At 32.5% G+C, this 22,160-nt stretch carries 16 protein-coding genes and 1 pseudogene; 8 read left to right on the top strand and 9 right to left on the bottom strand.

The features are described from left to right. A complete protein-coding gene (locus tag L3X37_RS12960) occupies window positions 1-1,401 on the top strand; it encodes an amidase family protein (protein WP_237240601.1) in 1,401 nt (466 codons plus the stop codon). Further along, window positions 1,401-4,736 (top strand): bifunctional amidotransferase subunit GatB/aspartate--tRNA ligase AspS, encoded by a 3,336-nt coding sequence (gatB/aspS, locus tag L3X37_RS12955; RefSeq protein ID WP_237240600.1) that lies wholly within the window; start codon window positions 1,401-1,403, stop codon window positions 4,734-4,736. The genes L3X37_RS12960 and gatB/aspS overlap by 1 nt, the downstream gene beginning before the upstream one ends. A gap of 280 nt (window positions 4,737-5,016) precedes the next feature. Here gatB/aspS and L3X37_RS12950 read toward each other — a convergent pair whose 3' ends face one another. Beyond that, complete coding sequence (locus tag L3X37_RS12950; protein ID WP_237240599.1) at window positions 5,017-5,646, bottom strand: 7-carboxy-7-deazaguanine synthase QueE; 630 nt, start codon at window positions 5,644-5,646, stop codon at window positions 5,017-5,019. A gap of 199 nt (window positions 5,647-5,845) precedes the next feature. On the opposite strand from L3X37_RS12950, the gene L3X37_RS12945 reads away from it, so the two are divergent. The 6 genes and pseudogenes from L3X37_RS12945 (at window position 5,846) to L3X37_RS12920 (ending at window position 11,031) form a co-directional block, all read left to right on the top strand. Beyond that, window positions 5,846-7,387, top strand: coding sequence for a helicase HerA-like domain-containing protein (locus tag L3X37_RS12945; protein WP_237240598.1), 1,542 nt, complete (start codon window positions 5,846-5,848; stop codon window positions 7,385-7,387). A gap of 48 nt (window positions 7,388-7,435) precedes the next feature. Further along, entirely contained in the window at window positions 7,436-7,996 is a 561-nt protein-coding gene (locus L3X37_RS12940) for a hypothetical protein (protein ID WP_237240597.1), read from the top strand. 14 nt (window positions 7,997-8,010) lie between these two features. Next, window positions 8,011-8,982 (top strand): YitT family protein, encoded by a 972-nt coding sequence (locus L3X37_RS12935; RefSeq protein ID WP_237240596.1) that lies wholly within the window; start codon window positions 8,011-8,013, stop codon window positions 8,980-8,982. Between the two features lie 3 nt (window positions 8,983-8,985). Further along, window positions 8,986-9,825 (top strand): alpha/beta fold hydrolase, encoded by an 840-nt coding sequence (locus tag L3X37_RS12930; protein ID WP_237240595.1) that lies wholly within the window; start codon window positions 8,986-8,988, stop codon window positions 9,823-9,825. A gap of 19 nt (window positions 9,826-9,844) precedes the next feature. Continuing rightward, the gene (gene rluF, locus L3X37_RS12925) at window positions 9,845-10,603 is read left to right on the top strand and encodes a 23S rRNA pseudouridine(2604) synthase RluF (RefSeq protein ID WP_237240594.1); all 759 of its coding nucleotides are present in this window, start codon (window positions 9,845-9,847) and stop codon (window positions 10,601-10,603) included. Window positions 10,604-10,608: 5 nt separating this feature from the next. Further along, window positions 10,609-11,031 (top strand): annotated as a pseudogene (locus tag L3X37_RS12920) (VOC family protein). Here L3X37_RS12920 and L3X37_RS12915 read toward each other — a convergent pair. The 8 genes from L3X37_RS12915 to ffh form a co-directional block, all read right to left on the bottom strand. Beyond that, on the bottom strand, window positions 11,024-11,767 hold the full coding sequence (locus tag L3X37_RS12915) for a YwaF family protein (protein WP_237240593.1): 744 nt from the start codon (window positions 11,765-11,767) through the stop codon (window positions 11,024-11,026). The pseudogene L3X37_RS12920 and the gene L3X37_RS12915 sit on opposite strands and share 8 nt — an antisense overlap. 148 nt (window positions 11,768-11,915) lie before the next feature. Continuing rightward, window positions 11,916-13,490, bottom strand: coding sequence for a SusD/RagB family nutrient-binding outer membrane lipoprotein (locus L3X37_RS12910; RefSeq protein WP_237240592.1), 1,575 nt, complete (start codon window positions 13,488-13,490; stop codon window positions 11,916-11,918). A 37-nt stretch (window positions 13,491-13,527) separates the two neighbouring features. Beyond that, a complete protein-coding gene (locus L3X37_RS12905; protein WP_237240591.1) occupies window positions 13,528-17,004 on the bottom strand; it encodes a SusC/RagA family TonB-linked outer membrane protein in 3,477 nt (1,158 codons plus the stop codon). A gap of 264 nt (window positions 17,005-17,268) precedes the next feature. Beyond that, window positions 17,269-18,480, bottom strand: coding sequence for a FecR family protein (locus L3X37_RS12900; RefSeq protein WP_237240590.1), 1,212 nt, complete (start codon window positions 18,478-18,480; stop codon window positions 17,269-17,271). Between the two features lie 119 nt (window positions 18,481-18,599). Continuing rightward, window positions 18,600-19,208 carry an RNA polymerase sigma factor gene (locus L3X37_RS12895; RefSeq protein ID WP_237240589.1) on the bottom strand — a complete coding sequence of 203 codons (609 nt, stop codon included), beginning with the start codon at window positions 19,206-19,208 and terminating at the stop codon, window positions 18,600-18,602. Between the two features lie 118 nt (window positions 19,209-19,326). Then, entirely contained in the window at window positions 19,327-20,205 is an 879-nt protein-coding gene (folD, locus tag L3X37_RS12890; protein ID WP_237240588.1) for a bifunctional methylenetetrahydrofolate dehydrogenase/methenyltetrahydrofolate cyclohydrolase FolD, read from the bottom strand. 116 nt (window positions 20,206-20,321) lie between these two features. Further along, a complete protein-coding gene (locus tag L3X37_RS12885) occupies window positions 20,322-20,696 on the bottom strand; it encodes a four helix bundle protein (protein ID WP_237240587.1) in 375 nt (124 codons plus the stop codon). Between the two features lie 85 nt (window positions 20,697-20,781). After that, the gene (gene ffh / locus L3X37_RS12880) at window positions 20,782-22,110 is read right to left on the bottom strand and encodes a signal recognition particle protein (protein WP_237240586.1); all 1,329 of its coding nucleotides are present in this window, start codon (window positions 22,108-22,110) and stop codon (window positions 20,782-20,784) included. Window positions 22,111-22,160: the final 50 nt, after the last annotated feature.

The following is a 22,160-nucleotide window of genomic DNA, read 5'->3' as shown; positions in this document are numbered from 1 at the left end:
ATGGAGTCTCAAATAAAACAAATACACCAGCAATTGGTGTCTAAACAAGTACGTTGTACAGATTTGATACAGCAAAAATTAGATTTACTAAAAAACAATGCCCATAATACTGTTAATTCTCTATTAGACACTTTAGCATTAAATTTAGCCGCCAAGGTAGATGATAAAATTGCAAACGGAGAAACCATAGGTTTACTAGAAGGCATTCCGTTTGGAATTAAAGATGTATATATGCTTCAAGGCTCTTATACAACGGCAAGTTCTAATTTATTAAAAAACTACAAATCGGCATACACAGCAACAGCTATACAAAAGCTATTAGATGCTGGCGCAATACCTATTGTAAAAGAAAACTGCGATAGTTTTGGTCATGGCTCTTCTAGCGAAAATACCATTTTTGGAGCTGTTAAAAACGCTACAGATACCAACTTAGTTGCAGGAGGTTCAAGTGGAGGATCAGCAGTTAACGTGGCTAAAGATTTTACAGTATTTTCTATTGGTGGCGATACAGGAGGTTCGGTGCGTCAACCTGCTGGCTACAATAATATATATGGTTTAAAACCTAGTTACGGACGTATTTCGCGTTACGGACTAATGGCCTATGCATCGTCTACAGACTGCGTAGGACCTTTAGCAAAATCTATTGAAGATATTCGTATTGTATTGAATATAATGAGTGGAAAAGATGCTAAAGATCAAACCTCTTACGCTTCCGCGGAAATAAATGAAGATTCAATTTTAAATTCCGATAGCATTAAAACGGTTGGTTACTTCAAAAATTTTATTGAAAGTGATGCGATTGATGTACAAGTAAAAGCTGATTTTTTAGCAACTATTGAAAAAATAAAAGCAAAAGGTATTACAGTAAAAGCTTTAGATTTCTTTGAGTCTGAAACTTTAGTTTCTACTTATTACACCTTAGCAATGGCAGAAACAGCCTCTAACTTATCGCGTTTAGACGGTACCAACTACGGTAACAGAATTGAAGCCGAAAATTTAAAAGAAACCTATGCCGTAACACGTTCTGAGAATTTTTCAGAAGAAACAAAACGCAGAATTGTTGGTGGCAATCAGGTATTATCTCAAGGATTTTCAGATGAAATCTATTTAAAAGGATTAGCAATTCGCAATCAAATTTCAGAAAATTTTAATAACGATTTTAATGAAGTAGATATCATCCTATCACCTGTAACACCAAGCACACCTCCCAAAATAGGTGATAGTTTAAAAGACCCACACGCCATGTATTTATCTGATGCGTACACGGTAGGTTTTAGCTTAGGACAATTACCAACGCTAACCATACCACAAGGTACTGCCACAGGATTACAAATTACGGCTGCAAAAAAAAATGATGAACTTGTTTTGAAGTTTGCTAACTTCTTAAAAGATACGATATAATGGAATTAGAGCAAATAAACGAGGCTTTAAAAGCCCAGGATTTAGAATTGGTAATTGGACTAGAAACACATGTTCGATTAAACACCAAAACCAAATTATTTTGTTCTTGTCCTAATCAAGAAATAGATACGCCAAACCAAAATATTTGTTCGGTATGTACAGGACAAATGGGGGTTTTACCAGCCATAAATAAAGACGCTATTACAAAGGCTATTTATTTTGGAAAAGCCGTAAAATCAACGTTTGAAAACGAAGTTATTTCTTGGGACAGAAAGCATTACGAATACCCAGACAACCCGAAAAACATCCAAATTACGCAGTTTCATAATCCTGTGATTCCAGACGGACAAGTATCTTGTTACCGTAATGACGGTTCACAATTCACTGTAAATTTAACGCAAGTTCATATTGAAGAAGACGCTGCTAAATTGATGCACGAAAAAAAAACATCGTTAGTCGATTTTAATAAAGCAGGTGTACCACTTATTGAAATTGTAACCGAACCTTGTATTCGTCATATTGAAGATGCTTCAACATACGCACAATACATACAACGTATTGTTCAAAATTTAAAAATAAGTGAAGCTAACCTAGAAAAAGGTGAATTTAAATCGGACGTTTCAGTATCGCTTCGTAAAAAAAGAAGTTACGATTTAAATCCGCGTACCGAAATAAAAAACCTAAACTCTTTTAAGTTTATGGTTGATGCCTTAAAAGAAGAAGTTGAAAAACAACTGAACTACTTTTTAGAGCATAAAGAATTTAGACCAGACCAAACAACGGTTTTATGGGATGCCGAATTGAAGCAAACCAAAACCATGCGTAAAAAAGAATTTGAAGCCGATTATCGCTTTATATCTGAACCCGATTTACCGTTTGTTTCTATTAAAGACGTAATTGAATCTATTGATGTCGATTTAAGCACACTTCCTTATGCCGTAGAATCCATTTTAATAAAAGGTGGTGTTTTACCACAAGACGCTAAGTTTTTTACAGCAGATTCGTTACGTTCTAAAACTTTTGTAGCTATTAACAATGTTATAAAAGATCCATCTTTTGTTGCTAAAACTTTAGTAAACAATATTGGAGCCGATGAATATGCAGATATACACAGAATCGAACATCTTATTGAAATCTTCCAACTTTTTAAAGATGAAAAAATAACGTCTGTTCTCGTTCAAAATGCCATTACAAGGTATCTAAAAGACAGAGATTTTAATTATAATAAATACTTTGAAGACAATACCATATCTGAATCTCAGATTGAAAATGCTATTCAAAAAGTAATATTAGAAAACGAAGCTGTTGCCAACGATATAAAAAATGGCAATCAAGGAAAAGCAGGAATCTTAGTTGGAAAAGTGATTGCTATTATTGGAAAAGGTGCTTCAGGAAAAGTAATTCGTCAAGGTATTTTGAATGTACTTTCTACTAATGCTGAAAGCCAGAAGACGGAAGAAAGAAGCAAAGAAACCCCAACAAACAATAACCAACAAGAAACAGCTCAAACCGAAGAAGTACTTCCTGAGATTCCTTTAATTATTAAAGACGAATATAGAACACATAAAATATCCGATTTATCCGAAAACTCAATTTCAAAAACAGCAACACTTGCTGGTTGGGTATCTAGTGTGCGAGATCATGGCGAACTAATGTTTATCGATTTACGCGATTCTAGCAACGAAGTTTTCCAAGTACGGTTAAGTAGAGAATCGTTTGCCAATCTAGACGATCTTGTAAAATTAAAACCAGAATCGGTGATAACAGTTACAGGAACTGTTGTTCAGCGTAAAGAAGATGATTATAATGCATCGCTTCGCACAGGAACCATAGAATTAGAAACATCTCATTTAGATATTTTAAACCTATCTAAAACTTTACCTTTCGAAATAAAGAGAGCCACAAAAACAAATGAGTCTGTTCGTTTTCAATATAAATATTTAGATCACAGAAATGATGATGTTCGTAGAACAATAATTAACCGTCATAAAGTCATTAAATTGATGCGTGACATTTTAGACGAACAAGAATTTATCGAAGTAGAAACACCAATACTAACAGCTGGTACTGATGAAGGCGCAAGAGAGTTTATTGTACCTACTAGAAAAAAGGCAGGTTCGTTCTATACGCTACCACAAGCCCCACAACAATTCAAACAAATTTTGATGGTGTCTGGTTATGAGAAATATTTCCAAATAGCACGTTGTTTTAGAGATGAGGATTCTCGTGGCGATCGTCAACCAGAATTCACTCAATTAGATATAGAAATGGCATACGCTAGTATGCAACAAATTATAGATTTGAATACAGCCATATTTAACAACATCGTATCAAAAATATATGGTAAAAAATGGATTTTACGTCCGTTTGAAATTATCACTTATAATGATGCCATGGATAAATATGGTTGCGACAGACCAGATTTACGTTTCGGATTACAGATGGAAGACATTACGAATATTGTAAAGGAAACAACTTTCCAGGTATTTAGTAAACCTATTGATGAGGGCGGTATTGTAAAATGTATCAAAGTATCTAAAGAAGAACAAGGCAAAAAACGTTTATCTAAAGGACAAATAGAAAAACTAACGGCAATTGCACAACAAAACGGCTTAGGAGGTTTAGCTTATATTATTGTTAACGAAAATGATTTACAATCGCCAATAATTAAATTCTTAGGTGAAGACATTGCTGCTGGCATAATTAAAGCTACCAATGCTCAAGTTGGTGACATTGTATTCTTTTCTGCTGCCGATTACGAAACTGCTAACAAAGCTTTAGATGCTGTTCGTCAAGAATTAGGAGCCATGCTAAGATTAATAAACCCTAAAGAGTTAAGACCTGCATGGGTGGTTGACTTCCCTATGTTTGAAAAAACAGATGAAGGCCGTTGGACATTTACTCACAACCCATTCTCTATGCCAGCAACCTATGATATTGACAAGCACATGAATGGTAAAGAAGATGAAATTGGAACCATCATTGCACAGCAATACGATTTAATACTAAATGGCTACGAAATTGGCGGCGGTTCTGTCCGTGCTCATAAGCCAGAAATATTAGAAGCAACCTATAAAAACATGGGTTACAACAAAGAAGAAATGCTTAAAAGTGTTGGCACGATGTACGAAGCATTCCATTATGGCGCACCACCACACGGGGGTATTGCCTGGGGTGTTGATAGATTGATGATGATTTTAGAAAAGAAAACATCTATTAGAGAGGTTATGGCATTCCCAAAAACAGGAACCAGTGAAGATTTATTATTTGGTTCGCCTTCACCGTTATCTGATAAAAAAGTAGAAGAAATGAATGTTAGAGTAATGCGTAAGTAATTATTCTAACTTCATTAAAAAAATTAAGCTTTAGTTATTCCTGAAGCTTTTTTTGTTTTTAGCTACTTAAAGTAAACTTTAACATTCCTAGCTTACTTTTATAAAAGTTTTTCAATTGTTTTTAATGAAACGGATAAAAATATAAACATGTATTTAGGATGGGGAACCACAAGAATTGTTGTGCCTTTCACAAAATAAACTAGATGTTAACAAAACTAAAAAAGTTCCGATAGTATATTTACATATCGGAACTGTTTGTTTTATAACATAAGATTGAAATCTAAGGAATATTCAAATACTTATGTGTTTGTAAAGACACTTTCCATTTTGGATTTGCCATTACATAATCTACAATTTCTGGAACAACTTTATCGCGTTTACTCCATTCTGGTTGTAAGTATAAAATGCACTTTTTATTTACTTTAGAAGCTTGCTCCTCAGCAAAACGAAAATCGTCTTTATTATAAACAATTACTTTAAGTTCATGAGCATTCTCATAAACTTCTTTAGTAGGTAGTTTCATTTTCTTTGGAGATAAACAAATCCAATCCCAAGTACCTGTTAATTTATAGGCCCCTGAAGTTTCAATATGTGTTTGCAAACCTTCAGTCTTTAACTTATTAGTTAAAAATGTCATATCCCAAGTTAACGGTTCTCCACCTGTAATAACAATAGTATCGCTATGCTTTTTTGCATTTTCTACAATCTTAGTAGCTTCAGTTGGCGGATGCAAATCGGCATTCCAACTTTCTTTTACATCGCACCAATGGCAACCCACATCACAGCCTCCTATTCGAATAAAATAAGCCGCTGTCCCTTTATGATAGCCTTCTCCTTGAATAGTATAAAACTCCTCCATTAAAGGTAGCATTTTGCCTTTATTTACTAACAATTGTATCTCTTTATTCATAGCCAACAAAGATACATATAATATTGATTTTAATAAAGCAAATTATACTATGCCAAAAGCAAAAAACAAAGGTTATCAAGTTGATTATTTAACAATAACTATGCGATTAAGTAACATTAATAAGTTAATCACTTTTTTTACATAATCCCTATTTTTTTCTTCTTCATTTTTCCTGTACTTTTATACAAACTTTTAAAGCATGAGTAATAAGGACACTTTTTTTAAATATATTACTAAAGGCAATACTACAAAAGGTGATTTTATACCTATTGGCGCTGCAATACTAGATGGAGAAACCGTTACAGGTGCTCATGTAAAAATCCCTTTAAAAACCATGAACCGCCATGGTTTAATTGCTGGTGCTACGGGAACAGGAAAGACAAAATCACTACAGGTTTTAGCCGAAAATTTAAGCGATAAAGGTATTCCTGTTTTACTCATGGATATTAAAGGTGATTTAAGCGGATTAGCACAACCAAGTCCTGGGCACCCTAAAATTGATGAACGCCACCAAAAAATTGGATTACCGTTTGAAGCCAAATCGTTTCCTGTTGAAATTTTAACACTTTCTGAGCAAAATGGAGTTAGACTAAGAGCAACTGTAAGCGAGTTTGGCCCTGTTTTATTATCGCGTATTCTGGATTTATCCGAAACCCAATCTGGTGTAGTAGCTGTTATTTTTCAATACTGCGACGATAATAAATATCCAATTCTTGATTTAAAAGATTTTAAAAAAATATTGCAATATGCTACCAACGAAGGTAAAAAAGAATTTACCGAAGCTTATGGCAGAATATCAACAGCATCAACAGGCGCAATCCTAAGAAAAGTTATTGAGTTAGAGCAACAAGGTGCTGATTTATTTTTTGGCGAAACCTCTTTTGATGTTGATGATTTGTTACGTGTTGATGAAGATGGTAGAGGTTATATTAACATCATCAGACTTACCGATATACAAGATAGACCTAAGTTATTTTCAACATTTATGCTAAGTTTATTAGCTGAAATTTACTCCACTTTCCCAGAGCAGGGTGATAGTGATAGACCTGAACTTATTATGTTTATTGACGAAGCGCATTTAATTTTCAATGAAGCATCAAAAGCTTTACTAAATCAGATTGAAAGCATTGTAAAATTGATACGTAGTAAAGGTGTTGGGCTGTATTTTGTAACACAAAACCCAACCGATGTTCCTGAAGCTGTTTTGGGTCAACTAGGACTAAAAGTTCAACACGCGTTAAGAGCTTTCACCGCAAAAGACAGAAAAGCTATTAAATTAACGGCACAAAACTATCCAGACTCTGAATACTATGACACTACCGAAGTATTAACATCATTGGGCATAGGAGAAGCCTTAGTATCTGCTTTAGATGAAAAAGGACGACCAACACCACTTGCCGCAACCATGATGCGTGCACCTATGAGCAGAATGGATGTATTGACAGATAATGAATTAAGCAATCTACTTTTAAAATCAAAACTTGTTAAAAAATACAATGAAAATGTTGACAGAGAGAGTGCTTATGAGATGCTTAATGAAAAAATAAAACAAGCCGAAGCAGAAGAAGCCAAAGAAAAAGCACGAAAAGAAAAAGAAACGCTACAGAAAGCTGAATCTAAAAAACGCACATCGTCATCAAGACGAAAAAGCACTCGTATGAATCCCGTTGTAAAAGTACTTACAAGTGCCACTTTTATAAGAAGTGTTTTTGGCATCTTAACTAAAGTTTTAAAAAAGTAAAAAGGCTGTACAACACTTTTTTTAATCCCTAATTAATAATAAAGACTCATGAACAAATCAATATTTAGCCTCATAATATTAACCCTATTTTTTACTAGTTGCAAAAAAGAACAAGATCCGTTTCAAATTAGCAAACAACATATTGGATTACTAACCGATTCTACTCAAGTTAAAGATTTAGAAATTATTTTTAATAAAGATTCTATTGTAAAACCTATTAGTGGAGACGAATTTACTGGACATGTAAATGATATTGAAATTTTTGAAAAAGGCGGCAAAAAACTATTAACATTAACCCCAAGGCAATCATTAGATTCTACTTCGGTTATTGAAAGTATTCAAATTTTTGATTCGCGCTTTAAAACCAATAAAAACATTACCACTTTAAGTACTTTTAAAGACATTTCAGACAACTACAAAATTTCGAGAATAGACAACTTAATAAACTCTGTTGTGGTTTCTGTAAACGACATTAATGCAACCTTTGCTATTGATAAAAAAGAACTCCCTGCAAACCTTCGTTTTAATATGGATTTAAATATTGAAGCAGTGCATATTCCAGATAACGCTAAAATAAAATACTTTTTCTTAAATTGGAGTAAATTATAACAAAACGAAATTCTATGAATCCTTTTATCTCAAAGCTTTTAATAACAGTTGCCCGCAAAAAGCTTGAAGGTAAAAGTGCTAAAAAAACGGTAAGCAAAAAAGAAATTGTTCCTTTAGTTAGAAAACTTCAAGTAGAACTATCTCATGCTATTAAAGAGTATGTTTTTATAATTTTGGGCGTATTTTCAGCTGGTTTTGGTTTAAAAGGATTTTTACTGCCAAACAACTTTATCGATGGTGGAGCAACAGGAATTTCTTTACTTTTAGAAAATATTACATCATTAAACCTAGGACTACTTTTATTTTTAGTAAACCTTCCTTTTATAATTTTGGCTTCAAAAATAATAGGTAAAAAATTCGCTATTAAAAGTATTGTGGCAATTACTTTTTTAGCATTTATTGTTCATTTTGTAAACTACCCAACCATTACGGAAGATAAATTATTAATTGCTGTTTTTGGTGGTTTCTTTTTAGGCTCAGGCATTGGTTTATCTATGAGGGGTGGAAGTGTTATTGATGGCACCGAGGTTTTAGCTATTTTTTTAAGTAGAAAATTATCACTTACCATTGGCGATGTATTATTTTTAATTAATATTATAATATTTTCTTTAGGTGCTTATGTTTTATCCATAGAAACTTCTCTATATGCTATGTTAACGTATTTGGCAGCTGCCCGAACTGTAGATTTTGTTGTTGATGGTGTTGAAGAATATGTAGGCGTAACCATTATATCTAACAAACATGAAGATATGCGGCTAATGTTAACAAAAAAACTTAGAAGAGCCTGTACTATTTATGCAGGCAAAGGCGGGTTTGGATCTACAGGCGAAAGCTATGATAAAGATATTATTTACACCGTTGTTACTAGATTAGAATTAGCAAGACTACAAACTGAAATTGATAAAATAGACAAAACAGCTTTTATTATTATGGGTGTTGTTAAAGATTTAAAAGGAGGAATGATAAAGAAAAAACCAATGAAGTAGTAGATGAAGAAGAAAATTGAAGAAGCATTACCAAAAATAGTTGGTAAATTAATAAATACTACGAGTCATGTCTCAAAAACATACGCCGCAAAAAAAGCTTTAACCATTTTTGCTACACCAAGAAAAGGCAAAATAAAACCTGAACTATTAGAATTTTTAAAATCTGCCAAACCATTAGAATTAGAATACAATGGTTTAAAAATTGCTACTTATCAATGGATAGGTAAGAATAAAACCATTTTATTAGCACATGGCTGGGAGAGTAATTCGGTAAGATGGAAAAACCTTATAAAAGATTTACAAAAAGAACATTATAATATAATTGCTTTAGATGCTCCAGCGCATGGCAACTCGGGAAGTAATACTTTTAATGCCATTTTATATTCAGAATTCATAAATGTAGTATCTAAAAAGTTTCAACCAGAAATAATTATTGGACATTCTGTTGGTGGAATGGCCTCGGTTTTTTTTCAAAAAGAACACCAATTACCTAGTTTAAAAAAATTGGTTTTACTTGGAGCTCCAAACGCATTTGCAGCTATTTTTGAAAACTACATTAACTTATTAAATTACAATTCTAAAGTAATTAATGCTCTTGAAGATTTAGTTATCAAAAGTTTTGGCTCTCCTCCTAATGCATTTTCTACAGCAAAATATGGGTCTTCAATACAAGTTAACGGTTTAATTATTCACGATAAAAAAGACACTATTATTCCTTTTAACGATTCTGTAGCTATACATAAAAACCTAAAAAACAGCAAACTTATCCCAACTAATGGCTATGGGCATTCACTAAACAGTAATGAAGTAAACAATCATATTCTTGAATTTTTAAAATCATAGATTATTGTACTTTTACGCCATGAGTGAATCATTAAAACGTATCAATAAATTTTTAAGTGAAGCTGGTTATTGCTCGCGCAGAGAAGCAGATAAGTTAATTAAAGCTGGCAGAGTAACTATTAACGGCGTTGTACCAGAAATGGGGACAAAAATAACCACAAATGATGTGGTACATGTTGATGGAAAAGAAATAAAAAACACCAAAGAATCCTTTGTTTACTTAGCTTTTAATAAACCTATTGGTATTGTTTGCACCACAGATACATCAGTTGAAAAAGACAACATTATTGATTATATTAATTATCCAAAACGTATTTTTCCTATTGGGCGATTAGATAAACCTAGCGAAGGTTTAATACTTTTAACCGATGATGGCGATATAGTAAACAAAATTTTGCGCGCCAGTAACAATCATGAAAAAGAATATATTGTAACCGTTGACAAACCTATTTCACAAACATTTATTAATAGAATGTCTGGCGGTATATACCTTGAAGATTTGGGTGAAATCACAAAAAAGTGTAAAGTAAAAAAAATAAATTCGCATACGTTTAGCATCATTTTAACTCAAGGCTTAAATAGGCAAATACGTCGTATGTGCGAATATTTAACTTACGAAGTACAAACCCTAAAACGTGTTAGAATAATGAATATTAAACTGGATATGCCTTTAGGTAAATATAGAGACCTTACTAAAGAAGAGCTTGATGAATTAAGTAAATTAATTAGTAACTCGACTAAAGAATATAAAGCAATAAAATCTAAACATAAAAAGTGAAAGCTATAACTAAAGTTCAATCATTTCATTTAGCAATTCCTGTTTATAATTTAGAAACTTGTAGAACATTTTATCGCGATATTTTAAATTGTGAAGAAGGATGAAGTAGCGACCAGTGAGTAGATTTCAACTTTTTTGGACATCAATTAGTTATTCATTACAAACCCAAATCTGATAGTGATTTACACACCAATGCTGTTGATGGAAAGGCAGTTCCTGTACCCCACTTTGGCGTAGTTTTAAATTGGGAAATTTCTCACGCTTTCGCGGAAGATTAAAAAAGCAAAAACATTGAATTTGTTATAGAGCCTTACATTAGGTTTGAAGGTTTAGCAGGCGAACAAGCAACCATGTTTTTTAAAGATCCTTCGGGTAATGCTTTAGAATTAAAGGCTTTTAAAGATATGACTCAACTATTTGCTAAATAGTTTTCTCTTCTATCCGCTTTTTCCTTTTTTCAATCCAATAGAACGGCAAATAAATTAATAAGAAATAAGGTATTAATATTATTTGTACAACAATTATGTAATAAGGCCAATCTCCAAAATAATCTAATAACGAGGCTGATTTTGGTTTTTCAAGTAAATAAAAATAGTTAGCATTCAACACATAGTTTATAAGAATCATTAAAAAGACATATGCTTGCAAAGCAAAATATGATTTGAAAACACTAGCTAACTTGGGGCTCATTTTAAAAACAAATATGGCATAGAAAATAATTATTAAAACACCTAAATGTACTGCCCAAAACCTAAAGTAATCAAAAGAAGGAAAACCAACTGCTATATCAGGAGTAACTACACCTTGAACAGTGCCACCAAGAATCCAAAACACTAAAATTTCGAACATCCAATATTTTCTATATTTAGTAAATACAGGAATAAACAAAGCCATTAAACTACATAAGTACAAAGGTAAATCTGTGGTAATATTATAACCTTCCAAACTTATTTTATATAAATGAAAAGCTATAACTGTAAGAGATACTAAACAACCCAAAGCATGTAATGCTTTATACTGTTGCTTTGAGCTAAATTTTAACTTTGAATATTTAATAAATAATACACAAAATAAAATGGAAATAATTATTGGGAATATATGTTCTATACTACCAATTAATACCCTTTTTAACAAAAAAATTGCACTAAAAATTGAAGAATTCATAGCGCAATTTAATATTTAAATAAAATAAAAACAATATATAAAAGAGGAAACTACAGCTAAGTAGTTTCCTCAAACAATCAAGTTAAATCAAGCTAATTCAAAACCTTGAAATTTAACATAAAATCATTATAATATATTTAAACTGAGTTTAGTTTGCATCCCAAAATATTTTAGTGGTCATATTATCCATTGAAATGACTTCTTGAAAGTTTTCTGAATTTCTTGACCTCTCGTTGTCTGGATACAACCATCTTACTGGTGGTAAAGACTGTGTATTAGAATCATCTGGTGAAAACTGAAGGCTTGGTAAATCTAATCGGCGCTGTTCTGCCCAACTCTCGCGTAACTGCACTACACTATAATGCAACCACTTTTGAGTGGCTATTAATTCAAGTTTTTCATTATCGGTACCTCCCCATGCTATATCTATCTCAGCAATATAGTCATCAACCTCTGTCGCTCCTAATGGAGCAAGTGGCCCAGAGATATCATCATTACTAACAGATCTTACCCAATAGTACCACTCTATTGATTGTTGTATGCCTATATCATAAGCTGTTTTTGCTGCACCATCATTACCTTCTCGTAAATAATATTCTGCCTTTAAAAAATTCACTTCAGCAGCATTCATAAGCATTCCAGGAAAGTATTCGTTTTGATTAAAAGTAGAACGGTTAAACAAACTAATATCTCCGTTATCTGCAAGATCAGTTTGTGCTGAAGGATCACCTAATGGATCTATACCTTGATAACCATTACTTCCTAACTCATAAATAGCACGAATCCTAGGATCGGTATTATCATTCATATGATCAACCATTCTTTTACCAGCGTAATTAGTATACCAACCTTGACTTCCGAAACCTTGTTCAAATCCTTTAGAGTTAATAGGAGTATCCAAATTAACAACCTCAATTTGAATATTCTCATCATTTGACTCAATAACTGGATAGCTACTAGAATTCCCCAAAATACTAGCCATTTCTGTTTCTGATCGAGATGAAAACTCTGATGCTCCAGAAACACGATTTAAAATGCGTAGACGTAAGGAATTACAATACTTTTTCCAAAGCAAAATATCTCCATGATTTATATAATCTTGAGTATCAAAAACAGCTTTAGTTGCACTATCTATCGAAATACTATTTAATTCATCTGCTATAGCTTTTAAATCATCTAGCATTTTTGTGTAAATAGTTTGAGAAGAGTCATAAGCAGGTAATGACGCTAAATAATCGCCTCCATTTTGGCTTAATTTACCAGCTTCAGAAAAAGGTATATATCCAAATAAATCTACCATATCTTGTGTATGATCATACACATAAATACTTGCTGCTAACCAATAAATTCTAAGCTTTTGTTGTTCTTCGACTGTAAGTGTGCTATATACTTTTTCTAGTTCTCTATACTGAGTAAACATTGTATAATAGTTATTCCATTGGTCATCAACACTTGCAGCCCCTACTTGATATTGACTTAGGCTATTAATCCAACCTGCAGCTTGTGTCCAACGCAATAAAGTGGTTCTCAATACTACAAAGTAGTTTCTGTAATTGGGCAACACATAATCTAGATTAGCCCTTAAAACACCTGTAAACTGCTTTGGTACAGTTGTTTCACCTATTTTATTAGGGTGAGTGTAATTATCAGCAAACTCAGACTCTTGGCAACCAATAAACACCAATGAAATTGCTATTAATATTATATAAATATGTTTCTTCATCTTTTTTAAACTTTTAAAATTATTCATTTCTTACAAATTAGAGTTTAGCTCGTAAACTTAATCCAAACGTTCTACTAGCAGGGTTTGTTCCTGCATTACTTACATTTTGGTTCCATTTAGAGCCAGCTGTTAACTGTTCTGCATCCATATCTTTTATTGTTCTATAGAAATAGAATAAATTTCTTCCAAATACCGACAACTGTAAATTTTGAAAACCGAGCTTCTTAACTACATCCTTAGGAAATTCATAAGACAAAGCAAGTTCACGCATTTTAAAATAAGTGTTTTCCTTAATATACAAGTCATAACGCGTATTTGGACTGTATTGTGGACCACCCCAATTATATACTGTTAAAAAATATTCTGGGTTAGATGTTATATAATCGTTAGGTGTACCATCAGCCTTAACTCCATCTAAAACAATACCATTATCGTAGACAACTTCTCCGTTAGGACCTTGTGTAGTACCAGCATTTATTAAATACCTATCTCCATTTGAATCTTCATACCACGAAAGCCCTCCATGTTCAGCATCCATAGCCCATAAACTTTCCTCAGTTAAACCTCGACTTGTCATCCAGTTTAATGCTGTTGGCATTACATATCCACCAATTCTAAAATCAACTAAAGCACTTAAAGAGAAGTTTTTATAAGTAAAGAAATTACTAAAGCCTCCTACCGCTTTTGGCTGAGCACTACCAACCTTTTCCCACTTATCTGGGTCTACTTTGTAGAGTCCATTAGGATCAACTATTTTGTTACCATTATCATCGGTTGCAACTGGGTGAGTATAGAATACCCCTACAGGTTCTCCGGGTTCTGACTTTAACAAAGCTGCACTACCATCAAAATTAGCATGAACTAACTCCTCTAAACCTGGTGCTAAAGATTCAACCATATTCTTGTTATGAGCAAAATTAATTCCAGTATCCCATGTAAAATTTGCAGTTGAAATAGGAGTAGCATTAATACCAATCTCAATACCTTTATTTCTCATAGTTCCAATGTTAGTCAATACTGAATTAGCCCCTGATGAATTTGGTAATGATAATGGTAATATTTGATCTTCAAGCCTTGAATCGTAGTAGGCCATATCTAGCCCTAAAACTCCTTTAAATAATCTAAGTTCTAAACCAAACTCGAATTCACGTTGCGTTTCAGACTTTATAGCATCGTTTCCTGCTGAAGTTGGAAGCGTTGTGTATATTACAGACCCTCCTCCTTGGGAACCAAGCGTATTTTGTTGGTATGCAATATTTGCAAGATATCTAGATGGAAAGTTCCCTACTTTACCCCAGGACGCTCGAAGTTTACCAAAAGAAATAAAATCTGGCACTTCAAAAGCGTCTGAAAACACAAAACCAGAATTAATTGATGGATAATAAAAGGTGTTATTATTTGGGTTCATAGTAGATGTACGATCTCGACGAACTGTTGCTTCAACAAACAAATAATTCTTATAATCCAAATTAACAGTTCCAAGAAAAGCATCTTTAACCATAGACCACTCATTACTACCCGAATTTGGAGTATCAGTAGATGATGAAAGCGAAAACCAGTTTTCAACACTCAGACCCCCTCTAGTACCCCTACTAGTTTGAAAAAAAGTCTGTTTATCAGCAGTATAACCAGCCATTAGTTTTAAGCTTAAATCTTTAGTAAGTGATTTGTCATAACTTAAAAGAATATCACCATACACAATTTTATTAATACTATTTGCAATAGAGTAATATCCTGATGGATCATAAATTAAAGGACGTGTAGAAGAGTGCTTATTTTGTGACTGAAATGCTGTATAATCTGTAGCAAACCTTCCCCTAAGTTTTATTTCATCAGTAATATTCCAATGCTGTGTTATACTGGCTATAATACGATCTGTATTTTCTTCATATTTATGTTCGTTAACACGCCAAGCAAAATCTAACACATCGCCTCTATAGCCTGTAATTCTTAAATTTTCGTCTGGTGTTAAACTTTCATTATTACCTGTTACAAAACGATAACCTAGACTTGTTTTATAATATTGATGATACCAATTACCACTATCAAAGCGAGTCATCATACCTCCAAAGTTATTAGTTAAGCGGTCTATAGAATATGGTCTGTTCTTTACTGTAGAGTTAATATAATTGATAAGCACATCTGTTTTTAAATCATCATTCCAATTAAAACTTGTATTTAAATTAAATATGTTTTTATCATTCTCAGTATTTAAAGTTAAACCTTCATTATCTTGACGAGTGTAAGAAAATCTCAAGTTATGTTTATCAGATGTATTAACAATAGAAAAATTATTCATGAAATTGTGAGCTTCTTGAAATAACCCTTTTGGTCCATTTTGAGCTTTATAAGGAATTACTTCTCCTGTCCAAGATAATGCAGGTTGTCCATCAAACTTAGGCCCAAAATTAACTGATGTACCTATAGGTCTGCGTGTTTCTTCAATACCATCTCCGTCTACATCATAATACAACCACATATCTTCATCCTGTCCTGCATCAGCTAAGTATACAGGATAACCTGGTCCTCTTACATTTTGATATCTAGGAAAATAAGCTGCCTTATCGACAGTATATGTACTATTAAAACTTATTCCGAGACCTTTTTTAACTCCTTTACCGCTTTTAGTTGTTATTAAAACCACTCCATTTAAAGCCTCATTACCATACAACGCAGCAGCAGAAGCTCCTTTCAATATTGAAATATTCTCAATATCTTCTGGGTTAATATCTAAAAGACCATTACCTCTTATCCTTTGGTCTGCCCAATAATTATTGTTACTAACGTCTTCATTACGTATTGGAATCCCATCAACTACTATTAGCGGCTGAGTGCTACCTGTTATCGATCCTAAACCTCTAATTTGAACATTAACAGCACTTGTAGATCCTCCAGAAGTAGCTGCAATTCGAACACCTGGTGCTTTACCGTATAATGCAGTTGCAACATTTGGTGTTCCTGTTTTTACAAGCTCTTCTGATTTAATTATAGATGTGGCATACCCTATAGCTCGTTTCTCTTTAGTAATTCCTAAAGAAGTTACTACTACTTCATCTAAGCTCTCAATATCTTCAAGCAAAGTAACATTTATAGTCTCATTAGTACTAATAGTTACAGTAAGTGTTTCCATACCAACATAAGAGAAAGTTAATTGATCTCCATTTTCTGCATTGATTGAAAAATTTCCATCAAAATCTGATTGAGTTCCTGTTGAAGTACCAACTTTTATAATATTAACTCCAGCCAAGGGTACTCCAGCTTCGTCTTTTACTGTTCCAGAAATAACACTTTGCTGTGAATTAACAGGACTATTAAATAAAGTATTTTTATTCAAGATAACCTGCCTTTCGTTTATAGAATAGACTAGTTTATTTGCATCTAACACTCTATCTAAAACCTTATAAATTGATCTGTTTTTGAATTGAATATCCCCTCTTACCCTTTTTAACTCAGGTAAAATTTCATCGTTGTAAATAAAGACAAACTCGCTTTGCTTCTCAATCTCTTTAATCATATCGATTAAAGAAGCTTCTTTTAGGTCGATTTTTAGTTTAGTATTCTGTGAATATAAATCTGTGAAAGAATAAAATGAGAATAACACTAAAAATAAGCTAAGACATTTCATCACTAGTAGAGCTTTCTTCCTATAATTCATTAGTGAATTATGGAAAACCTGTTTTTTTTTCATAAATTTGATTGGTTTATTAATTAAACAATATCTGTTGTTACAACAGATTCTATTAGCCAGAGAGTGTTGGCGCATTCTCTGGTTTTTTTTCTATTTTATCATATATTTTCTATTATTTATTTTTTCGAAATTAAATTCTGCTGTGGCAATTAAGTTATCAAGTGTTCGCTGCAAATTATCGTTTAAGTCTAATTTCCCGCTTATGTTTGTATTAACTAATTTATTTGATGATTCTTCAAATATTAATTCTATATTATAAAAACGTTCTAGCTTTTTTATAACATTTACCATTGGTTCACTTTCAAAATACAACAATCCCCGAGTCCATAATGTATAATTATCAGTGTTTACGTGTTTTACTTTTATATCCTCATTCTCTTTATTCCAAGTTGCTAATTGGCCTGGTTTTAAAATTGTTTTTTTGTCATTTAAAATATAGTCTTCAACAACATTAACTTTACCTTCTGTTAAAACTGTTAAAACCTCTTTATCTGTAGGATAAGCAGATACATTAAATTTAGTTCCTAAAACTTCTACAGATAATTCTTCTACAATAGTTTTTACTATAAATGGCTTTGCTTTATTGGAAGCTACCTCAAAAAAAGCTTCGCCAGATAAAAACACTATTCTTTTATCTCCAACAAATTTTTCTGGAAAAACAAATTGAGTTCCGGCATTAAGATGGGCAACTGTTCCATCAGAAAGTGTAATTTTACTATGTCTGCCGTATGGAATTATTAAAGTATTTAAAAATTCTTCTTCTCCTTTTGAGTATGCAATATTATTATTTATAGTATCATTTTGGTTCAGAATTATATTCCCTAAACTATTGTACTCAATTGTTGATTTCGTCTCTTTTATTAAAAATTGTTCTCCAGTTGCAAGATTTAACTGCGTACTGGTTAAAGAATCTAGAGCTGTTAAGTCAACATCACTAAATGGCAGCTTTTTATTTTCAATAAAATTTTTATTAATAAAAACACTTCCAATAATGATAATTACAAATACGGCCGCATATTTATAATACTTTTTTACTAGGCTTGGTAATCTTTTTATTTGCTTCGGCTTTATATTACCAGTTTGGTTTAAAATACGTTGAAGTATTTCTTGCTTTTCCTTATTAGATATAATAGCATCACTAGTTTTTAAACTAACTAATATGCTTTTTAAAGTATACATTGTTTCTTTTTCTTCTGGATGTTCTTTTATATAAGATTTCCAAAAGCTATCACTTTCGGGGGTTGGGCTATAAACCCAGTCTAAAAAAGATTTGTCTTCTAAATACCTTGAATAAGGCTCCATATTTTCTTTTATTTAATATATAGTGGTAGAAATAAATTATTTGTGGACAGTTTTTATATATTTTTTTCAAAAAAAATATAACTTACTAAAAATAAAACAAATAGAAATTAAATTAAGACTTAGTTATTTGACAAAGCGTATAATATTAGAATTTTAATAACGTCTTTAAAAACATCGTGCTTTCTTAATTTTTTAATAGCCCTATAAACTTGCTTGCGAACCGAATTATGATCGATATCAATAATTTCAGAAATTTCTTTATAGTCAAAATCTTTTGTAAATCTTAAATATAATATTTCTTGTTGTTTGGGTGTAAGTTCTTTTACTATTTGATTAACAAGCTTCTTTTTATAGATTTGATCTTCTTTATCTATAGTTATAGATTCAATATTATAATCTGTAATAAAAGATAATTTTTCAAATTCAGATAAACTCTCTTTTTTACTTTCTTTTTTAAGTTTTTTAAACATAGTTCTTTTCAAAACCACAAACAAATAATGCTTAACGCTTCTTGGTGTAGACAGTTTGTTTCTATGTTCAAAAACATCCAAAAAAACATCTTGGATACAATCTTTAACAAAATCCCTATCTGGATGTAGCTTCATTCCATATGAAAACAAAGCATCTATATTAAAATTGTAAATGTGAGTAAAAGCGCTTTTATCCCCATCAACAAACTTTGCCCAATAATCTTCTTCTGCTACTATATTTTCTTTTGTAAGAGTCATTAATTAAAAACAAATATAACACAATGTTAAATTTATATTAATTAATGAAGAAATTTTTTAAACAAAAATGCTTTTAGAGAAAAAAAACTTACAATATTGATTAAATCTAAGGCGAGTTTTAAATTACATGCTTCTCTCTTGCTAATAACGTGTTTTTAAGTAGCATGGCAATCGTCATTGGACCAACACCACCAGGAACAGGAGTAATGTAACTGGCTTTTTTACTTACACTTTCAAAATGTACATCGCCTGCCAATCTGTAGCCATTTTTCTTGGTTGCATCTGGAACACGAGTAATGCCAACATCAATAATTACAACATCTTCTTTTACCATATCGCCAGTTAAAAATTCTGAAATTCCAATGGCCGCAACAATTATATCAGCTTCTTTAGTTATTTGTGATAAGTTTTTTGAACGGCTATGTACAACAGTTACGGTTGCATCGCCTGCTTTTCGTTTCTGACTCATCAATATACTCATTGGACGACCAACAATGTGACTACGCCCCATCACAACAACATTTTTTCCAGAAGTTTCTATTTGATAACGCTCCAATAATTCCATAATGCCGTATGGTGTTGCTGGCAAGAAAGTTGGCAAATCTAAAGCCATTCTTCCAACATTTACAGGATGAAATCCGTCAACATCCTTTTCTGGATTAACAGCCATTAAAACCTTTTGCTCATCAATTTGTTCTGGTAAAGGCAGCTGTACTATAAAACCATCAATATCATCATTTGTGTTTAATTCGTTAATCTTTTCAAGCAAATCTTCTTCGGAAGTGTATTCTGGTAATTCAATAAGCGTAGAGTTAAACCCAACAAGTTTACAAGCTTTTACTTTAGCATTAACGTAAGTCATACTCGCTCCATCAGAACCTACCAAAATTGCAGCAAGATGTGGCACTCTTTCGCCTTTTAAAATCATAGAACTAACATGATTAGCTATTTCTTCTTTAATCTCATTGCTTGTTTTTTTTCCGTCTAAAATTGTCATACTAAATAGTTTTCAGTCGCAGTTTTCAGTCGCAGCTCTTACTCTGCTAACTTACTCATGCTTATAATTAATTTTCAGTCGCAGCTCTTACTCTGCTAACTTACTCATGCTTATAATTAGTTTTCAGTTTTTACTCCAAATTTATCTGGGTTGTTAATCATATAATTTATTAGCTTCCCTACTTCTTTACTTTTTTCTATATATTTTGCGTAATCTCTAGACGAAATATAGTTACAAGACGATGCAAAATCTAGCCATGTGTTAGTTTCAGAGTTTTCTTCATCTGCATCAGTCAATTTACTAATAAAATGTTTTGGATACCTTCTTTTCCAATAAGCTTCCGAGATATTTGCACATACTGAACGTAAACTTCTTCTTATTTGATCTGTTAAAGAATAGGTTTCTTCTTTCGGAAAGGGTTTCGATATTTCAAAAATATCCATTGCTAAATCAAATGCCTTTTTGTAAGCCAATAATTGTTTAAAATCCATATTTCTTTTAACTGCAAACTGAGACTGAGACTGAGACTGAGACTGAGACTGAGACTGAGACTGAGACTGAGACTGAGACTGTAAACTAGCGCATATTCTTCATCATTTGCATCATTTTTTTACCGCCACCACCTTGCATCATTTTCATCATTTTACTCATTTGATTGAATTGCTTGAGCAACTGATTAACTTGCTGAACAGATGTACCCGAACCTTTACCAATACGCTTTTTTCTACTCGCATTGATAACAGAAGGATTACTTCTTTCTTTTGGTGTCATTGAATGAATAATAGCTTCAATACCTTTAAAAGCATCATCATCAATATCAACATCTTTCATCATTTTTCCAGCACCTGGAATCATACCGACAAGATCTTTCATATTCCCCATTTTCTTAATTTGTTGAATCTGTTTTAAGAAATCATCAAATCCAAACTGGTTTTTCGCTATTTTCTTTTGAAGTTTTCTAGCTTCAACCTCATCAAATTGCTCTTGCGCGCGTTCTACTAACGATACCACATCACCCATTCCGAGAATACGGTCTGCCATACGTGATGGATAGAACACATCAATAGCTTCCATTTTTTCTCCTGTACCAATAAACTTAATGGGTTTATTAACTACAGATTTAATAGAAATAGCAGCTCCACCGCGGGTATCACCATCTAATTTAGTTAGAATAACACCATCAAAATTTAAGGTATCGTTAAAGGCCTTTGCAGTGTTTACAGCATCTTGCCCTGTCATAGAATCTACAACAAACAACGTTTCTTGCGGTTGAATGGCTTTATGAATGTTAGATATTTCGGTCATCATGACCTCATCAACAGCTAAACGACCAGCGGTATCTATAATAACCACATTAAATCCGTTAGCTTTAGCATGGGCAACACCTGCTTGTGCAATGGCAACAGGATCGTTGTTTCCTCTATCGCTAAAAACCTCAACGTTTATTTGCTCTCCAACAACATGTAATTGGTCTATCGCAGCAGGACGATATACATCACAAGCTACTAAAAGTGGTTTTTTAGTTTTTTTATTTTTAAGATAATTTGCTAGTTTTCCTGAAAATGTAGTCTTACCAGAACCTTGTAAACCCGACATTAAAATAACACTTGGTGTACTAGAAAGGTTAATACCTTCGGCATCGCCACCCATAAGTTCGGTTAGCTCGTCTTTAACAATCTTTACCATAAGTTGTCCAGGTTGTAACGTAGTTAATACGTTTTGACCTAAAGCTTTTTCTTTAACTCTATTGGTAAATTCTTTAGCTATTTTAAAGTTAACATCGGCATCCAACAATGCGCGACGTACTTCTTTTAAAGTTTCGGCTACATTTACTTCTGTAATACTACCGTGCCCCTTAAGAACGTGTAAGGCTTTATCTAATTTATCGCTTAAATTATTAAACATAATTTTTGTTGAAATTTTAAGTATAGATTTATCCTATGAATCAAGCTGCA

This window comes from Wocania arenilitoris, assembly GCF_021728535.1.
Classification (GTDB): Bacteria; Bacteroidota; Bacteroidia; order Flavobacteriales; family Flavobacteriaceae; genus Wocania_A; species Wocania_A arenilitoris.
Note: the sequence above shows the minus strand (reverse complement) of the source record. Positions and strands in the feature narration are given on the sequence as shown.

Coding starts and splice junctions, on each gene's coding strand:
- gatB/aspS (WP_237240600.1), top strand. CDS start 1,401: ATGGAATTAGAGCAAATAAACGAGGCTTTAAAAGCCCAGGATTTAGAA.
- L3X37_RS12895 (WP_237240589.1), bottom strand. CDS start 19,208: ATGACTCTTACAAAAGAAAATATAGTAGCAGAAGAAGATTATTGGGCA.
- L3X37_RS12960 (WP_237240601.1), top strand. CDS start 1: ATGGAGTCTCAAATAAAACAAATACACCAGCAATTGGTGTCTAAACAA.
- L3X37_RS12885 (WP_237240587.1), bottom strand. CDS start 20,696: ATGGATTTTAAACAATTATTGGCTTACAAAAAGGCATTTGATTTAGCA.
- L3X37_RS12915 (WP_237240593.1), bottom strand. CDS start 11,767: ATGAATTCTTCAATTTTTAGTGCAATTTTTTTGTTAAAAAGGGTATTA.
- L3X37_RS12930 (WP_237240595.1), top strand. CDS start 8,986: ATGAAGAAGAAAATTGAAGAAGCATTACCAAAAATAGTTGGTAAATTA.
- L3X37_RS12935 (WP_237240596.1), top strand. CDS start 8,011: ATGAATCCTTTTATCTCAAAGCTTTTAATAACAGTTGCCCGCAAAAAG.
- folD (WP_237240588.1), bottom strand. CDS start 20,205: ATGACAATTTTAGACGGAAAAAAAACAAGCAATGAGATTAAAGAAGAA.
- rluF (WP_237240594.1), top strand. CDS start 9,845: ATGAGTGAATCATTAAAACGTATCAATAAATTTTTAAGTGAAGCTGGT.
- L3X37_RS12950 (WP_237240599.1), bottom strand. CDS start 5,646: ATGAATAAAGAGATACAATTGTTAGTAAATAAAGGCAAAATGCTACCT.
- L3X37_RS12945 (WP_237240598.1), top strand. CDS start 5,846: ATGAGTAATAAGGACACTTTTTTTAAATATATTACTAAAGGCAATACT.
- L3X37_RS12900 (WP_237240590.1), bottom strand. CDS start 18,480: ATGGAGCCTTATTCAAGGTATTTAGAAGACAAATCTTTTTTAGACTGG.
- L3X37_RS12905 (WP_237240591.1), bottom strand. CDS start 17,004: ATGATTAAAGAGATTGAGAAGCAAAGCGAGTTTGTCTTTATTTACAAC.
- L3X37_RS12940 (WP_237240597.1), top strand. CDS start 7,436: ATGAACAAATCAATATTTAGCCTCATAATATTAACCCTATTTTTTACT.
- L3X37_RS12910 (WP_237240592.1), bottom strand. CDS start 13,490: ATGAAGAAACATATTTATATAATATTAATAGCAATTTCATTGGTGTTT.
- ffh (WP_237240586.1), bottom strand. CDS start 22,110: ATGTTTAATAATTTAAGCGATAAATTAGATAAAGCCTTACACGTTCTT.